The sequence below is a fragment of the Stenotrophomonas sp. BIO128-Bstrain genome (genome assembly GCF_030128875.1).
GTDB classification, from domain to species: domain Bacteria; phylum Pseudomonadota; class Gammaproteobacteria; order Xanthomonadales; family Xanthomonadaceae; genus Stenotrophomonas; species Stenotrophomonas bentonitica_A.
In genome coordinates this window covers 1,701,063-1,716,615 of record NZ_CP124620.1, presented here as the reverse complement: position 1 = coordinate 1,716,615, position 15,553 = coordinate 1,701,063, and the positions used below count along the sequence as shown (strand labels likewise).

Sequence of the window (15,553 nt, the reverse complement as noted above, 5' to 3'; positions counted from 1 at the left end):
GGCTTACTGCCCCGTGATCGCGGTGAGCATGGAGCGCACCTTGGATTCGACGAAGCTCAGCGAGGCGCGGTACTCCAGCGCGGCGCGGCCGTAGGCGGCACGCTCTGCATCCGGGTCGACGGTGTTGCCGTCGATGCTCGGCTGCACGCCTTCCTTGGCGATCTGGAACGGGTTCAATCCGTTGCCGATCTCATAATGCTGTTCGTTGGTGGTCTTCATCCGACCATTGGCATCCAGCCCCTGGGCATTGCGCAGGGCGGCATCGAAGTCCAGGTCCTGGGCCTTGTACCCGGGGGTGTCGGCGTTGCTCAGGTTGCTGGCGATCAGCTTCATCCGCTGCTCGCGCAACGGCATGGCCTGGGCGTGGACACCCAGATAGTTCGAAATCAGATTGGGCATGACGCACTCCCACGGGACGATGCCTGGGGCAGTGCAAGCGGCGTGCCAGAGGGGGCGGCGGGCCGCTCCCCGGCGGCGTTTTCACGCCGGGGTGGATCCACGCCGGGCGTGGATGTCGCCTAGCGGCCGGGGGTCATTCCGGCCGCGGTGGGCGGCGTGTCATGCCGCCATCGCCACCTTGCGCAGGCGGTCCAGCAGGAAGTCCGCCAGCTCATGCGGGGAGTACTTGGCCACGAACGCGTTCGCGCCGACCCGTTCCACCATCGCGTTGTTGAACACGCCCGACAGGGAGGTGTGCAGCAGCACGTACATGCCGGCCAGGCCCGGGTGACGCCGGATTTCCGTCGTCAGGGTGTAGCCGTCCATCGCCGGCATCTCGATATCGGAGATCACCATGGCGTAGCGCTCGGCCGGGTTCTCGCCCGAAGCATGGATCTGCAGGAGGTGATCCAGGGCCTGCTTGCCGTCCGAGAGCAGGGTCGCCCCGACCCCCAGCTGGTCCAGCACGCTGCGGATCTGCTGGCGGGCCACGCGCGAGTCGTCCACCACCAGCACCTGCATCGGCGGGGCATCGGGCGGCAGGGCCATGGAGGGATCCAGCACCGCCTCACCGCGGATCTCAGCGATGTCGGCCAGCACGCTTTCCACGTCGATCACCTGGATCAGCTCGCCCTGGAAACGGGTCACGGCGGTCAGGTAGCTCGACTCGGCGCCCAGTTCGGGCGGCGGGTGGATGTCTTCCACGGCGATGTTGACGATGCGTTCCACACCGCTGACCAGGAAGCCCTGGATGGAGCGGTTGAACTCGGTCACCACCAGGTAGCCGGGCGCCTTGTCGGCATCGGGCTCACGCTCGGGGTGGCCGATCGCCAGGCCCAGGTCCAGCACCGGCACCGAGCGGCCACGCACATCGGCCACGCCGGCGAACTGGCTGGGCAGCCCCGGCACCTGGAACAGGCCGGGGCGGCGCAGGACTTCCTGCACCTTGAAGACATTCACGCCAAAAAGCTGACGTCCACCCAGCCGGAACAGCAGCAGGGCCAGACGATTGTGGCCGGCCAGGCGCGTACGCTGGTCGATGCGGTTGAGCAGGTCATGGGACATGGCCTTGGTATCGGCGGCACCGCCGATGACTTGAGCGCGGCATGCGCAGGGGTTCGGCACGGCCCTTGCATCGTGCTGCCCATGTTCCTTGCCCGTGGAGTGCCCATGCGTTCTCTTGTCCTTGCCGCGCTGCTGCTGGTGGCGCCCGCCTGGGCCGCCGGTGGCTGGCAACCCGTGGACAGCATCCGCCAGGCGGCGCTGGGCACCCTGCCGGCCGGCAGTGAAGGTGACACCACGCTGGACTCGGCACTGCGCCTGCCGGCCTGCGGCCAGCCGCTGGCGGCCCAGCCGACCGGCAGCAGCACCGTGGAGGTCAGCTGCCCCGATGCGGGTGGCTGGCGCCTGTTCGTGCCCGTGAAAGTGCGTCGCAACCAGACCGTGCTGATCCTCAACCGTGGCGTGGCCGCTGGAGAAACCCTCTCGGCGGCCGATATCACCACTGGCCAGCGTGATGCGGCACGGATCGCCGGTGCTGCGCTGGCCGATCCGGCCGCTGCGGTCGGCCGCGTGGCACGCAGGACCCTCAGTGCGGGCAGCCTGCTCTCGGCCAATGATCTGGTCGCGCAGCGGCTGGTGCGGCGGGGCGACAGTGTCGCGCTGGTGTCGCGGCGGGGCGGGGTGGAGGTCCGGGTAGCCGGACGCGCCATGGCCGATGCCGGCGAAAACGAGCGGGTCTCGGTCGAGAACCTGTCCTCGCGCAAGATCGTGCAGGGCACCGTCGCGGCCAGCGGTGACGTTTTAGTGACGCGCTGAACACCATTGTGAATACGCGCCACTTTCCCCGCGAAACCTGCAATATTCCCCTAAAGATGGCGTCCGCCCGGCCGTTATCCCTTGTGAACCGCATTCCCAGGACAACTCCATGAGCCAGAAAATCGACGGCAACCTCCCGGCCACCGCCCATCTGCGCAGCGTCGCTCCGGGCAACAAGCCGAGCGTCAGCACCGATGCCCCGGCCCGCCCGGTGGAAGCCGCTGACAGCCTGCGCCTGACCGGCGAAGCGACCAGCCTGCAGACCCTGCAGCGTGAACTGTCCTCGGCGCCGGCGATCGATGCCGGGCGGGTGCAGGCGGTGCGCGAAGCCCTGCAGAACGGCAGCTACAAGATCAATCCTGACGCGATCGCTTCGCGCATGCTTGAGCTGGACCAGCAGCTGCAGGGATGAAGCTGGCGATGAGCGAGCCGCTGCAGCGCCTCAGCGATGCCCTGGACGTCGAACGCCAGGCCTTGGTCGAGCATGACGTGCACGCGCTGATCCGTGCGACCGGCGCCAAACTGGAAGCGCTTCGGGCGCTCGAGGCCGCGCTGCCGGTCGGCCAGGCCGAACGCGTGCAGGAACTGGCCGAGCGCAACCACGCCAACGGGGTGCTGCTGTCGCGCCGCCGCCGCGAAGTGAACTGGGCGCTGCGCCAGCTCGGCCGCAGTGAAGAATCCTCGGCGTATGACGCCAAGGGCCAGTCGCACATCCTGCACACCCGGCGGCCCCTCGCGGTCGCCTGATCTCCCTGTCTGGCAGCCCCGGGCTGCCGATGTGAACGTCACCGCGTATATTGAGCGCCTGTTTCCAGCCGCCTCGATGTGACCGTGACCGTAACTTCCACCCTTGTCACCGCCCCGTTGCCTCCGCATCCGGTCCTGCTTGCCCTGTTCGAGCGGATCAAGGAGGGCGTGCTGCTGTTCCGCGAGGATGGCAGCGTGGCCCTGGCCAATGCCGCGGTCAGCGAGATCCTCGGCCAGGCCGAACGCGATGCCGAGCAGACGCCGGCGCAATGGCTGCGCCAGCTGCTGCCACCGGATGCCCTGGAACACGCGCGCCTCAACGGCCACTGGAACGGCAGCCTGCCGGTCGGCGAGCGCATGGTCATTGCCCATGTCTACCATCACGACGACGCTGGCCAGCGGCACTACCTGGCGCTGTTCCGGCGTATCGAGGGCCAGGAAGACTACGAGCGCGAACTGCAGCAGCGCCATGCCGAACTGCGCCAGGCCTACCTGCGCCTGAACGGCACCCAGGAAAAGCTGCTGCAGTCGGAAAAAATGGCCTCCATCGGCCAGCTCGCTGCCGGCGTGGCGCACGAGATCAACAACCCGATCGGTTACGTGCATTCCAACCTGGGCAGCCTGCAGGAATACCTGCGCAGCCTGTTCACCGTGATCGAAGCCTACGAGCGCGCGTTGCGTGCGCCGGACCCGAAAGCACTGATCCCGGAAATCGACGACATCCGTCAACGCTTCGACATCGACTTCATCAGCCGCGATCTGCCGCAGCTGATGGCCGAATCACGCGAGGGCATCGAACGGGTGACCCGGATCGTGCGTGACCTGAAGGACTTCTCGTATTCCGGCCGCGATGAATCGTGGAAGCTGGTGGACCTGCATGCGGGCCTGGAATCCACGATCAACATCATCTGGAACGAGCTCAAGTACAAGGTCGCCCTGCACCGCGAGTTCGGCCAGTTGCCGCTGGTGGAGTGCCTGCCTTCGGAGTTGAACCAGGTCTACATGAACCTGCTGCTCAACGCTGGCCACGCCATCGCCGACCGCGGCACGATCCACGTGCGCACCGGTGTGGACGGCGACACGGTGTGGGTGGAATTCGAAGATACCGGCGGCGGCATCTCACCGGACCTGCGCCAGCGCATCTTCGATCCGTTCTTCACCACCAAGCCGGTTGGCAGCGGTACGGGGCTGGGCCTGTCGATCTCCTACAGCATCATCAACAAGCACCACGGCCGCATCGATCTGGAGAGCACCCCTGGCGTGGGCTCGAAGTTCCGCGTGGTGCTGCCGATCAAGCAGCCGCGCTGAGCCGGCAATGGTCGTGCCGGTCGCTGGCCGGCATTGCGGGGGCTTTCAGGCATCGCGTTCGGTTGAGCAAGAGCAGCCGACCAACGGTCGGCTCTACCTGGATATCTGGCGCGTGCAACGTAGAGCCGACCGTTGGTCGGCTGCCGCGTCAATCCGCCTCAATCCGCGTCAATCCGCGTCAACCGCTGGCAGCGCTGGCGCCGGTGCCGTGTTCGCCCGGCGCTGTTCCTCGTGCGTGCGGAAGGCCTGGTGGATGTGCTTGCGCAGCTCATCATCGTTCCATGGCTTGGTCAGGAACCGGTAGATCGCACCGCGGTTGATCGCGTCGGTCACCGTATTGAGGTCCGTGTAGCCGGACAACACCAGCCGGATCGTGTCGGGGTAGAGCATCTTCACCCGGCCCAGGAACTCGGTGCCGCTCATGTCGCTCATGCGCTGGTCGGAGAGGATCACCTGCACATCGTTGATGGCCAGCAGATCGAACGCATCGCGCACGTTGCCGGCGGCCAGGATGCGGTAGCCGTCGCGGCGGAACAGGCGCACCAGCGAGCGCAGCACGTTCTCTTCGTCGTCGAGCAGCAGCAGCGTGCGGTCCGGGCGTGTCTCGGCGAAGGCCTCCGGGCGCAGGTAACGGCGGCGCAGGGTCATTCCGGCCGCGTCGGCCGACATCGGCTCGCCGAACAGATACCCCTGGAACACATCGCAGTCGTTGCGGCGCAGGAAGCCCAGCTGTGCCTGCGACTCGACGCCGTTGGCGATCACCGTCATGCCCAGCTGGTGGCCCATGGCGATGATCGCGCGCGCGATGGCAGCCTCGCGATTGCCGGCCGGCGCGCTCTTGATGAAGCTTCGGTCGATCTTGAGCTTGTCCACCGGATAGCGGACCAGCGCGCTGAGGCTGGAATCGCCGGTGCCGAAGTTGTCCAGGCTCAGGCTGATCCCTTCGTTGCGCAGGTTGACCAGGGTCTCGTGGACGAAGTTGACGTTGTTGGTCAGCGCGCTTTCGTTGATCTCCAGCGTCAGCATCTGCGCCGGAACGCCGGCCGCCTGCATCAGTGACATCACCTCGGCGAAGAAGTTCGGGCGCAGCAGCTGCAGGGTGGAGACGTTCACCGCGATGGTGAAGTCATCAAACCCCTGGTCGCGCCACAGCCTGGCCTGTTTGAGTGCGCCTTCCAGCACCCAGGTGCCGATCTGCACGATGATGCCCAGCCGCTCGGCGGTACGCATGAAGCGCTCGGGCACCAGCATCCCCAGGGTGGGCGACTGCCAGCGCAGCAGTGCCTCCATCCCCACCACGTGGCCGTCGCGGGCGCTGACCAGCGGCTGGTAACGCAGCTTGAGCTCGCCGTTGGGGATCGCATCGACAATCTGGCGCGCGATGATGCTCTCGCTGTGCGCGCTGGAGGGGGTATCCACGGCGTGGATGCGCACGGCGTTGCCGCCTTCGCGGGCGGCCTGGTACAGCGCATCTTCGGCGTGGTCGAGCAGGCGCGAGACACCGGTGGCGTGTTCCGGGCACAGGCTCACGCCCAGCTTGCCGGTCATGAACAGGGTGTAGGGCAGCACCGACAGCGGCAGCTCGAGTTGCTGGCGGATTTCCTCGGCCAGGTCTTCGGGCAGTGGCATGTCGGCGGTGCGCGGCACGGCCAGCAGGAATTCATCGCTGCCGTGGCGCCACAGCTTGCCGCGGCCACGCAGGTGGTGCTGCAGGCGCTGGGCGACCAGCACCAGGGCCTGGTCGCCGACTTCGGCGCTCATGTTCTCGTTGACCGAGGCGAAGTGGTCGATGTCCACGTGCATCAGCATCAGCGGCGTGCCGCCGGACGCGGCCTCGGTCACCATCGCCTGCAGTTCGGGATTGCCCGCGCCCAGGCGGGCCGGGGCGTCCTCGATGCTGACCAGGGGCAGGGAAGGGTTCCACATGAGCTCAGTGTTCCAGTGCGTCGTGAGCCGTCGCGCCGGTGGCGCGGTACGGCAGGTAAAGGTCGATCAGGGTACCGGCGCCATGCGCCGATTCAATGCGTAATGTGCCACCCACGCTCTGCGCGCGCTCGCGCATCACGATCAGGCCCAGCCCGCGCGGGCCATCCGGGTCGAAGCCCTCGCCGTCGTCGCGGACCTGCAGGTGCAGGCCGTGGTCGTCCACATCCCTCAGATGCAGGTTCACCTGGCTCGCACGCGCATGGCGCAGCACGTTGGTCAGGCTTTCCTGGGCGATGCGGAAGCAGGCCTGTTCGATATCCCCGGCCGGGCGCCGGGGCAGGGACTGGATATCGGGCAGCAGCTCGATCGCCGCCGAGCGGAACAGCACGCCGGCCTGCCAGCGCAGCGCCGCTTCCAGCCCGAGCGCATCCAGCTGCGGCGGGCGCAGCAGGGTCGAGATGTCGCGCAGCTTGCCCACGGTCGCATCAGCCAGCTGGATGATCTGGGCCAGGTCCTCGTCGCGGCGGGCGGCGTCCTGCTCATCCTGGGCCGCATACGCGGACAGTTTCATCGCGGTGATCGCCTGGCCGATATCGTCGTGCAGATCGCGCGAGATGGCGCGGCGCTCGTCTTCCTGCAGCGAGAACAGCCGGCCGGCCATGGCCTGCAGCTCGCGGTTGCTGGTTTCCAGCGCCTCGCGGATGCGCTCGGGCTCACTGAGGTCGCGCACGATCAACAATTTGCAGTTGCGGCCGCCATATCGCACATCGCCGACCGCCAGGCCGGCCTGGAACGCTTGGCCGTTGAAGCGGCGCATGCCGATCACCTCGCCGGCCCCGCCATGGTGCAGCGGCAGCTGGGCGAACAGCTGGGCGCGTACACGGGGCAGATCGTCGGCGGTCACCAGCGCGGCCAGCGGCTCGCCGAGCAGGGTGTTGTGGCCATACCCGAACTGGGTAGCGGCGCAGGCATTGGCGTACAGCACGTGTTCTTCGGACAGGATCACCACGCCATCGGGCAGCACCCGCACCAGCTCGCGGAACTGCTCTTCGCGCTCACGCAACAGGCGCCGCGACTGCTCGCGCTCGGTGACGTCCTGCAGGGTGCCCAGCACCCGCGGGCGCCCGGCATCGTCCTGGCCGCTCTCGGCGCGCAGGTGCACCATCAAGGCGCGCCCGTCCATCGCCAGCAGCGGCAGCAGCACATCGATCTGCACCGGTTCGCCCGAGCTCATTTCCTGCAACAGCTGTTCGCTGAGCGCGGCGGTGGCCGGATCGGCGGGCACCAGCAGTTCCTCGAAACGGTGCCAGCGCCGGGCCTCCGGCGCACGCCGCCCCAGCAGGCGGTAGACCTGGTTGGCGTAGCGGCCCAGCCCGGTGGCCGGGTCGATCTCCCACGCGCCGATGCGCGCCATCTCGTGCGCTTCCTCCACGCGGGCCAATGCCTGGTCGCGGCGCAGCAGGGCCTGGTCTTCGCGGGTACGGTCGATCGCGATCAGCAGTCGCGCACGGCGGCCGCCGTAATCGATGAAATTGCTGCGCATCTCCATGCGCCGGGTGCTGCCATCACTCAGGCGCAGATCGGCGGTGATCACGCACAGCTGCTCGGGGTTGGCGCGGATGTGGTCCAGCTTGGCTTCGAGCAGGGCCTCATGACCGGGCGGCCACAGCGCCGTGATCGGCATCGCGGTGAAGGTTTCCCGGCTGTAGCCGAAGAAGCCCGCCGCCGCCGGATTGACGTCCAGGATCGCCAGCGATTCCAGGTCATACACCAGGATGGGGCCGGGATTGCCTTCGAACATCTGCCGATGACGGGTTTCCGAACTCTCCAGTCGCGCATGGGTGTGCAGCACGTGCTGGGCCAGCGGCCGCAGCAGCAGATAGATCAGCGCCGCACTGGCGACCACGAAGAACGTGCCCTTGATGGTCTGCCACTGCGCCGCGGTCTGCAGGTCGCCGGCCACCACCTTGACCGCCGCATCGCTGCACAGGATCCACACCAGGGCCAGCACCAGGTAGGCCACGACCACGCGCCAGCGGTCGCGGCGCAGATCGCGGGCCAGGGGCGTGTCGGCAGCGGGTGCGGAAGGGCCTGGCAGGTGGGTCGGCATGGGGCAGGGCGGGGCCAGTCGGACAAGGCGAGGGTCATCTTACCTGCCCGGGGTGAGGATGCAGGTCGCCAGGGAACTCAATAATCCGCAATCTCCGCCGTTAACGATTGCGTTCCCCGGTTGTCGGGTGCGTTTTCGGAGTTACAGGGCGTGGACCAAGGCATTATCGCGAGTCTGCTGCAGCACCCACTGGCCTCGGCGCTGGTGATCCTCGACCGTGCCGGTCGTCCGATCGCCGCCAACCCGGCCGCGCGCGAGCACGGCCTGCCGGCAACCGTCGCCGCGTACGGCGAGGTACTGGAAGACCTGCGCCTGCTCGCCGCGGACGGCGGGCTGGTGCCCTGCCAGCTGCCCGGTGGGCCCGGTGGCCGCTTCGATGGCTGGATGCGCGCCGTGCACGATCCGGATGGGCATCTGCTGGCCTTCACCCTGAGCGTGCCCGAGCCGGTCGCCGCCTATGCCGGCAGCCGTTGGGAGGTCGCCCTGGATCATGCCGGGCACGGGCTGTGGGACTGGGATCTGCCCAGCGACAGCGTGCGCCGCTCGCGGCGTTGGGATGGTCAGCCCATCGAGGACTCCCACAGCCATGCCGAGGGCGTGGGCGCGCTGCTGGAGAACGTCCACCCGGACGACCAGCCGGCGGTGCGGCTGGCGATGGATGCGCACCTGCGCGGCGAGAGCGAGGCCTATACGGCCCAGTTCCGCGCCCGGCACCCCGATGGTGAGTGGCGCTGGGTGCTGGATCGGGGCCGGGTAGTCACCCGCACGGCCGATGGCCAGCCGCTGCGCATGGTCGGCACCCATACCGACATCCAGGCCCAGAAGCAGATGGAAGTCCAGCTGCGCGAGCAGCAGGTGCAGCTGCGCGAAGCCCAGCGCATCGCCAGCATGGGCAGCTGGTCCTGGGATCCGGAGGCGCGCCGGTTCTGGTGGTCGCCCGAGTTCCGCGTGCTGCTGGGCACCGGCGAAACACCGCCGCACGGTCGCCGCCATTGGCTGCGTCAGCTCGAATCGCAGTCGCGGGGCCGGTTGCGCCATGCCTGGCGCCGGATGTGGCGCGACGGTGCGGCCACCACGCTGGAGCTGGAGCTGATCCGCGACAACGGCGCGCTGCACCTGCGCGTGTGGATGCAGCCGCTGATCGGGCCGGACGGTCGCATCCAGCGCCTGCTGGGCCAGGTCCAGAACATTACCGAACAACACCAGACCGATGCGCTGATCCGCTGGCGTACCGAGCTGCTCAACCGCGTCTCGGCCCTGGGTCGTATCGGCGGCTGCGAGATCGAGGTGGGCACCCGCCACATGCAGTGGACCGAGGAGTGCTACCGCATCCACGGGCTGCGCAAGGAGCCGATCAGCCTTGACCAGGCCCTGAGCCTGTACACCCAGGATTCGCGCGATGCGTTCGAGGCGGCGCTGGTGCGGATCGCCGAGGGGGGCCTGCCCGAGCAGCTGGACCTGTGCTTCTACCGGCAGTCCGGACTGCGCATCTGGGTCCAGGTGCTGATCGAGCTGGACCGCCGCGACGGCCTGCCGACGCGGTTCGTGGTGCTGTTCCGTGACATCACCCGTGAGCGCGAAGCCAACGAGCGCATCGAACTGCTGGCCCATTACGACCTGCTCACCGGCCTGCCCAACCGGATGCTGCTGCGCGAGCAGACCGCCGATGCCATCGAGGTGGCGCGCGATCGCGGCAGCCCGCTGGCGATGCTGTTCATCGACCTGGACGGCTTCAAGACCATCAACGACACCTTCGGCCACGCCACTGGCGATGCGCTGCTCAAGGCGGCCGCCTCGCGCCTGCACCAGAGCCTGCGAAACAACGACCTGTTCGGCCGCTTCAGCGGCGACGAGTTCATCGTCGTGCTGCGCGACCTGGCCGCACCGGAAGATGCCGGCCATGTCGCGCGCAAACTGATCGCCTCGCTGGCCGAGCCGCTGCACCGCGGCGAGAGCACGCTGAAAGTCGGTGCCAGCGTCGGCATCGCGATGCTCGATGAGAGCCGCCAGGATTTCGAATCGCTGCTGCGCGCCGCCGATGCCGCCATGTACGCGGCCAAGGAAGCCGGGCGTAACACCTACCAGTATTACAGCCAGGACGCCCTGGCCAAGATCCAGCGCAAGCTGGAGATCGAGCACGCACTGCTCGGCGCGATCGAGCGCGAAGAATTCACCCTGGCCTACCAGCCGCTGCTGCATGCCGAGAACGACCAGCCGCCAGCCATCGAGGCCTTGCTGCGCTGGCATCGGCCCGGCATCGGCTACTGCAGCCCGGCCGAGTTCATTCCAATTGCCGAGAAGTGCGGCGAGATCGTGCGGATCGGTGACTGGGTGCTGGCCGAGGCCTGCCGCCAGGCCGCCGCGTGGGACGCCGCCGGCCTGCAGTTCGACCGCGTGGCGGTCAACGTGTCGGCCGTACAGCTGCGCGACCGCGGGTTCGCCGAACGCGTGATCGACATCTGCCATGCCCACGGCTGGCCGCCGCAGCGCCTGGAGCTGGAGCTGACCGAGTCCGCCCTGATCCGTGACACCGACGTGCTGCGGCACTGCTTCGAGGTGCTCGAACGCCACGGCGTGCCGCTGGCGGTCGACGACTTCGGTACCGGCTTCTCGAACCTGCACTACCTCAACCGCTTCCCGGTGGGGCGCCTGAAGATCGACCGCAGTTTCGTCCAGGGCATGCTGCATGACGCCGGCACGGCCGAAGTGACGCAGGCGATCGTGCACCTTGGCCACGCGCTGGGCATGAAGGTCGTCGCCGAAGGCGTGGAGACCGAGCAGGAGGAGGCGATGCTGCGCCGCCAGGGCTGCGATGAGATCCAGGGCTACCTGTACTCGCGCCCGCTGGCGCCGCGCGATCTGGCGCAGTGGTTGAAGCTGGGCACGCAGACGCTGCCGCGCGAGAGCTATGCCGCGGTGACGCAGAGCGTTTGAGTAAGGTCCTGCAGCGCCCCTCCGTGGGCTCTGCACAGCCCTGGGTTGCCGTCCCGTCATACGGGTCGTGCGCGACATCGGCGCTTGCGTTGCATGTGACTGCGCACAGCCCTCCGGCCGGGTTCCCCCCTCGGTCCGGCACAGGCCATCGCCCGGCGATATCAGCGGGCACGCAGATGGAAATACGATGAAGCTGTCGAACCGCCCTGGGCGTCAGTCCTGCGGCGAGTGCTGCGCTCGCCTCAACGGGTAGCGCCGTGACGGCCGCTTGCGGACGTGCGATGACGGGTAGCTGCGTTGGCGTTCACGGCGGTTGATGCCGGGCAGGCAGCGTCAGCGCGCAGCCGCATCCAGGTCATCGCCGCTCAGGCCCAGGTCCCAGGCCAGCCCGGCCAGGGCGGGGTCGACGGCGGAGGGCAGGGCGACGATGCCCGGCGCGGGGCGCTTGGCCAGCTGCGCGAGTTCCTGCTGGGCCAGCTGCTCCAGCCGTGCGATCAGAGCGCGGCCCTGCAGCGGGGCAACCGGCGCTGCCGCAGCGGCAGGCGCCGCAACGGCGGTGACAGTCTCAGTGCGCTGCACCGCCGGCTCCAGCTCGGCGGGGACAACGGATGCAACGGACAACACGGACGCGTTCAACATCGGGTAATCATCTGCAGCCAAGGCGGGTCGTGCAAGCGCAACGGCCCCGGGGAAACCGGGGCCGTTGGCTGTGCCGGGGTCGGCACGGGACATCTGGATCAGAACAGCTCGACCGCGCCTGCGGCCATGCTCTGCTGGGCGACCGCCTTGTGCGGCGGGCGCTCCCACTCGGTGCGCATGTCACGCAGGCGGCTGCCGGTGCGCTGCAGGGCGGTCACGACCTCCTCGTCGAACACGCCGCCACTGCGATGCAGCAGCTCCTGCAGGGCGACGGCCTCGCGGTTGATCGCCGTCAGGCGGTCCAGGTGGGTGTGCACGCCGCCCAGGGCCTGGGTGGCGATGTCTTCGAACTGCAGGGCGCGCACGGCTTCAGCGACGCTGCTGTCGATGGCGCGACCGCATTCGGAGATCTCGCGCATGCCGTCACCGAGCGAGGCATTGATCTGGGCCACGTTCTCCAGCATCTGCGCCGCCTCGTGGCGCGCTTCGCGGGAACGGTCCATATCGCGGGAGGCCATGTGCGAGACCGTCTCGCGCACCTTGGCGATGGCGTCCTTGGAGCTGTGCGCCAGCTTGCGGATCTGCTCGTTGAAGGTGGTCGAGCGCTCGGACAGGTTACGGACTTCGTCGGCGACCACCGCAAAGCCACGGCCGGCTTCACCGGCACGTGCGGCTTCGATGGCCGCGTTCAGGGCCAGCAGGTTGGTCTGGTCGGCGATCGACTTGACGTCCTCCAGCAGCGCGAAGATGCCATCCAGGTGCTGGGCCATCTGATCGATGTGCTGCACGGTGTTGCTGCTCTGGCCGCTGACCTGTTCCAGCGCCTCGACCAGCTGCTCCATCCGCTGGCTGGCGTGCTGGGCGAAACGGGCCACGTCGACGCCGGCACCGCCTTCTTCGCCGGCGCGGTCGACGATGCGGGCCAGGGCCTGGCTCTGCTGGCGCGACTTGCGGTTCATCGCATCGAAGCTGCTGCCCAGGCCACCGACCGCATGACGGATCAGGTCGCGGGCACGTTCGACTTCGCCACGCGAGCCGTCGATTTCGTTGCCGACGAACGAGCGCAGCTCGGTCAGCAACTGGTCCTGCTCGCGCATGATGCGGGCCTGTTCAGGCGAACGCTGGGTCTGGGCGCGGACGCTCCACCAGGCAAACCCGAGCCAGCTGAGCGTCATCGTGCTCAGGATCGCCCAGCGCAGGGCGGCGGGCCACTCGAAGCCGATGGCAAAGGGAAGCAGAAGGGTCAGGACCAGGGGGGCGGCCAGGCGGATGAAGAGGCGTGAGTACATGGACGTTCTCGGGGAGGTGCACGGATGCTGTATCGGCCGTACCCCCGTTTGCTTTAGTCCTGCACAACACATTCGATCAAAAACCGCGCGTTCCGGCCCCCCGGGTGGAGCCACCCGATGGGTGGCTGCCGAGCTCAGCGCAGCTGGCGCGCGACCGCTTCCAGCATCGTCTTGCGCGAGAACAGGAAGTCCCAGTACTGGCCACCGGTCTGGCGCCACAGCACCGCCGAACGGACTGCGGCCAGCAGCAGCGCACGGATCTCGGCGACCACGCCCGCCTGGCCGAGGTAGTGCGGGTTGCCCTGGACCATCACCCGCGGCTTGAGGTTGCTGATGGTGTCCGCGTACAGGCCACCCAGCGCGGCGAGCACGTCCGGGTGGGCGCTGTCGCCCAGCTCGCCGGCCTGGGCGCGGGCGCGCTCGATCCCGGTGCTGACCTTGGCCACGATCGCGTCCTCGCGCACGAAGCGGCGCTCAAGCTGCAGCACCGACAGCGCCAGGCGCGGCAACTGCTCGTCCTGGCCCTGGCTGCTGAGGTAGTTGTGCAGCAGGCGCAGGCCGGGGGCGACATTGCTGGCGCTGCCGTAGATGTCCTGCGGGCTGGCCGCATCGATGCGGAACACGCTCTCCACCGCGGTGCGGACCACGGCGGCTTCGGAGTGGCCGGTTTCGGCGATGCGGCGCACCTGCTGCAGGGCCTGGGCGATGCCGGCCAGAGCGAGTACGCGGTCGTCGACGGAAAAACTCATGCAGCAGATACCTCGAAAGGAGAAGGGGTGGCACGAAGGCGTTGTTCCAGCGGCGCATCGGTGGCGGCGATGACGGCGCCACCAAGGCAGACCTCATCGTCATACAACACCAGCGATTGGCCCGGGGTGACGGCACGCTGCGGGCGCGCGAAGCGCACGTCCACGGTGCCATCGTCGCGCACGGTGACGGTGCACGGCTCGTCGGGCTGGCGGTAACGGGTCTGGGCGGTGCACTCGAAGCGGCGCGCGGGCGGGGCGCCGCCGATCCAGTGGGCGGCCTCCGAATGCAGGCGGGTGGACTGCAGCCACGGGCTCTCGCGGTCCTGGTCCACGTACAGCACGTTGCTGGCCACGTCCTTGCCGACGACGTACCACGGGGCCGCCGGCCGGCCACGCACGCCACCGATGTTCAGGCCCTCGCGCTGGCCGAGCGTGAAATAGAACACGCCAGGATGTTCGGCGATCAGGGCGCCATCGGGATCGCGGATCTCGCCCGTCCTGGCCGGCAGGTAGCGGCCGAGGAACTCGCGGAAGTCGCGTTCGCCGATGAAGCAGATCCCGGTCGAATCCTTCTTGGCGTGGGTCGGCAGGCGTGCATCCCGTGCGATCCGGCGCAGGTCGTTCTTCTGCAGGTCGCCGATCGGGAACAGGGTGGCGGCCAGCTGTTCCTGGCCCAGCTGGTGCAGGAAGTAGCTCTGGTCCTTGCTGCGGTCGGCGCCGCGCAGCAGCGCCCAGCGGCCGCCCACCTGGGCGATCCGCGCGTAATGGCCGGTTGCGATGCGTTCGGCGCCGAGCTCGCGCGCGGCGTCGAGGAAATGCTTGAACTTCACTTCGCGGTTGCACAGCACGTCCGGGTTGGGCGTGCGGCCGGCCGCGTACTCGGCCAGGAAATGCTCGAACACGCCCTGCCAGTACTCGCTGGAAAAATCGCGGAAGTGGAACGGGATGCCGAGCAGGCCGCAGACCGCCACCGCATCGCGGCGGTCATCTTCGGCACGGCAGTCGCCACTGCCGTCATCGGCCCAGTTCTGCATGAACAGTCCCGCCACCGGCTCGCCCTGCTGGACCAGCCGCCAGGCCGCGACCGAGGAATCCACGCCGCCGGAGACACCGACCATGATCCGTGGGGGGCTCATGCGGCCTCCTTGACGATGGAGAGCGGGTGGCGCTGGCCAGCCAGATAGTCGGCCACCACCTGCCAGACCAGCGGGCTGCGCAGGCGGCCGGGGTCGGCCTTCAGTTCGGCCGGGGTCAGCCACACGGCCCGCAGGATCCCGGTGTCCAGCGGACGGGCGGGATCGTGCGAGACCGGCTCGGCCGCATAGGCAAAGCGCAGGAACGGCGTGCCGTCCGGGGCGGTCCACTGGTAGGTGCCGATGAAGGCGCTCAGGCGCACCGTCCAGCCGGTCTCTTCCAGCGTTTCCCGGCACGCGGCGGCGGCCAGGCTCTCGTCGGGCTCCAGGTGGCCAGCGGGCTGGTTCAGCACCTGGCGGCCGTCGATCGCCTCCTCGACCAGCAACAGACGCCCGTCACGCACCACCACGGTGGCGACGGTGACATGGGGCGTCCAGCGCGGTTCCTGCACGGCATTCACC

General features: G+C 68.4%; 14 protein-coding genes. 5 read left to right on the top strand and 9 right to left on the bottom strand.

Annotated features, from left to right (window positions below):
* Positions 1-3: 3 nt before the first annotated feature.
* Positions 4-399, bottom strand: coding sequence for a flagellar basal body rod protein FlgB (gene flgB, locus POS15_RS07605; RefSeq protein ID WP_284129333.1), 396 nt, complete (start codon positions 397-399; stop codon positions 4-6).
* 159 nt (positions 400-558) lie between these two features.
* Complete coding sequence (locus POS15_RS07600) at positions 559-1,503, bottom strand: chemotaxis protein (protein WP_284129332.1); 945 nt, start codon at positions 1,501-1,503, stop codon at positions 559-561.
* 105 nt (positions 1,504-1,608) lie between these two features.
* On the opposite strand from POS15_RS07600, the gene flgA reads away from it, so the two are divergent.
* The 4 genes from flgA to POS15_RS07580 all read left to right on the top strand — a co-directional run bounded on the left by flgA (position 1,609) and on the right by POS15_RS07580 (position 4,311).
* Complete coding sequence (gene flgA, locus POS15_RS07595) at positions 1,609-2,256, top strand: flagellar basal body P-ring formation chaperone FlgA (RefSeq protein ID WP_019184773.1); 648 nt, start codon at positions 1,609-1,611, stop codon at positions 2,254-2,256.
* 109 nt (positions 2,257-2,365) lie between these two features.
* Positions 2,366-2,668, top strand: a complete 303-nt coding sequence (gene flgM, locus POS15_RS07590) for a flagellar biosynthesis anti-sigma factor FlgM (protein ID WP_019184772.1) — start codon at positions 2,366-2,368, stop codon at positions 2,666-2,668.
* 2 nt (positions 2,669-2,670) lie between these two features.
* Positions 2,671-3,003, top strand: a complete 333-nt coding sequence (locus POS15_RS07585) for a hypothetical protein (RefSeq protein ID WP_026070037.1) — start codon at positions 2,671-2,673, stop codon at positions 3,001-3,003.
* A gap of 84 nt (positions 3,004-3,087) precedes the next feature.
* Positions 3,088-4,311 (top strand): ATP-binding protein, encoded by a 1,224-nt coding sequence (locus POS15_RS07580; RefSeq protein WP_026070036.1) that lies wholly within the window; start codon positions 3,088-3,090, stop codon positions 4,309-4,311.
* 168 nt (positions 4,312-4,479) lie between these two features.
* Here the strand turns inward: POS15_RS07580 and POS15_RS07575 are convergent, their stop codons facing one another.
* Complete coding sequence (locus POS15_RS07575) at positions 4,480-6,237, bottom strand: EAL domain-containing protein (RefSeq protein ID WP_019184769.1); 1,758 nt, start codon at positions 6,235-6,237, stop codon at positions 4,480-4,482.
* A gap of 4 nt (positions 6,238-6,241) precedes the next feature.
* A complete protein-coding gene (locus POS15_RS07570) occupies positions 6,242-8,347 on the bottom strand; it encodes a PAS domain S-box protein (RefSeq protein WP_046272454.1) in 2,106 nt (701 codons plus the stop codon).
* Between the two features lie 150 nt (positions 8,348-8,497).
* On the opposite strand from POS15_RS07570, the gene POS15_RS07565 reads away from it, so the two are divergent.
* Positions 8,498-11,281, top strand: a complete 2,784-nt coding sequence (locus POS15_RS07565; RefSeq protein WP_284129331.1) for a bifunctional diguanylate cyclase/phosphodiesterase — start codon at positions 8,498-8,500, stop codon at positions 11,279-11,281.
* Positions 11,282-11,614: 333 nt separating this feature from the next.
* Here POS15_RS07565 and POS15_RS07560 read toward each other — a convergent pair whose 3' ends face one another.
* The 5 genes from POS15_RS07560 to POS15_RS07540 form a co-directional block, all read right to left on the bottom strand.
* Positions 11,615-11,920 carry a hypothetical protein gene (locus POS15_RS07560; RefSeq protein WP_046272453.1) on the bottom strand — a complete coding sequence of 102 codons (306 nt, stop codon included), beginning with the start codon at positions 11,918-11,920 and terminating at the stop codon, positions 11,615-11,617.
* Between the two features lie 98 nt (positions 11,921-12,018).
* Positions 12,019-13,209: a methyl-accepting chemotaxis protein gene (locus POS15_RS07555; RefSeq protein WP_284129330.1), complete on the bottom strand. Its 1,191-nt coding sequence runs from the start codon at positions 13,207-13,209 to the stop codon at positions 12,019-12,021.
* 134 nt (positions 13,210-13,343) lie between these two features.
* Positions 13,344-13,958 carry a high frequency lysogenization protein HflD gene (gene hflD / locus POS15_RS07550; protein WP_019184764.1) on the bottom strand — a complete coding sequence of 205 codons (615 nt, stop codon included), beginning with the start codon at positions 13,956-13,958 and terminating at the stop codon, positions 13,344-13,346.
* On the bottom strand, positions 13,955-15,094 hold the full coding sequence (gene mnmA, locus POS15_RS07545; protein WP_284129328.1) for a tRNA 2-thiouridine(34) synthase MnmA: 1,140 nt from the start codon (positions 15,092-15,094) through the stop codon (positions 13,955-13,957). Before mnmA ends, hflD begins: the two co-directional genes overlap by 4 nt.
* On the bottom strand, positions 15,091-15,552 hold the full coding sequence (locus POS15_RS07540; RefSeq protein WP_046272451.1) for an NUDIX hydrolase: 462 nt from the start codon (positions 15,550-15,552) through the stop codon (positions 15,091-15,093). Before POS15_RS07540 ends, mnmA begins: the two co-directional genes overlap by 4 nt.
* Between the last annotated feature and the right edge of the window lies 1 nt (position 15,553).

Coding starts and splice junctions, on each gene's coding strand:
- flgB (WP_284129333.1), bottom strand. CDS start 399: ATGCCCAATCTGATTTCGAACTATCTGGGTGTCCACGCCCAGGCCATG.
- POS15_RS07600 (WP_284129332.1), bottom strand. CDS start 1,503: ATGTCCCATGACCTGCTCAACCGCATCGACCAGCGTACGCGCCTGGCC.
- flgA (WP_019184773.1), top strand. CDS start 1,609: ATGCGTTCTCTTGTCCTTGCCGCGCTGCTGCTGGTGGCGCCCGCCTGG.
- flgM (WP_019184772.1), top strand. CDS start 2,366: ATGAGCCAGAAAATCGACGGCAACCTCCCGGCCACCGCCCATCTGCGC.
- POS15_RS07575 (WP_019184769.1), bottom strand. CDS start 6,237: ATGTGGAACCCTTCCCTGCCCCTGGTCAGCATCGAGGACGCCCCGGCC.
- POS15_RS07570 (WP_046272454.1), bottom strand. CDS start 8,347: ATGCCGACCCACCTGCCAGGCCCTTCCGCACCCGCTGCCGACACGCCC.
- POS15_RS07560 (WP_046272453.1), bottom strand. CDS start 11,920: ATGTTGAACGCGTCCGTGTTGTCCGTTGCATCCGTTGTCCCCGCCGAG.
- POS15_RS07555 (WP_284129330.1), bottom strand. CDS start 13,209: ATGTACTCACGCCTCTTCATCCGCCTGGCCGCCCCCCTGGTCCTGACC.
- hflD (WP_019184764.1), bottom strand. CDS start 13,958: ATGAGTTTTTCCGTCGACGACCGCGTACTCGCTCTGGCCGGCATCGCC.
- mnmA (WP_284129328.1), bottom strand. CDS start 15,094: ATGAGCCCCCCACGGATCATGGTCGGTGTCTCCGGCGGCGTGGATTCC.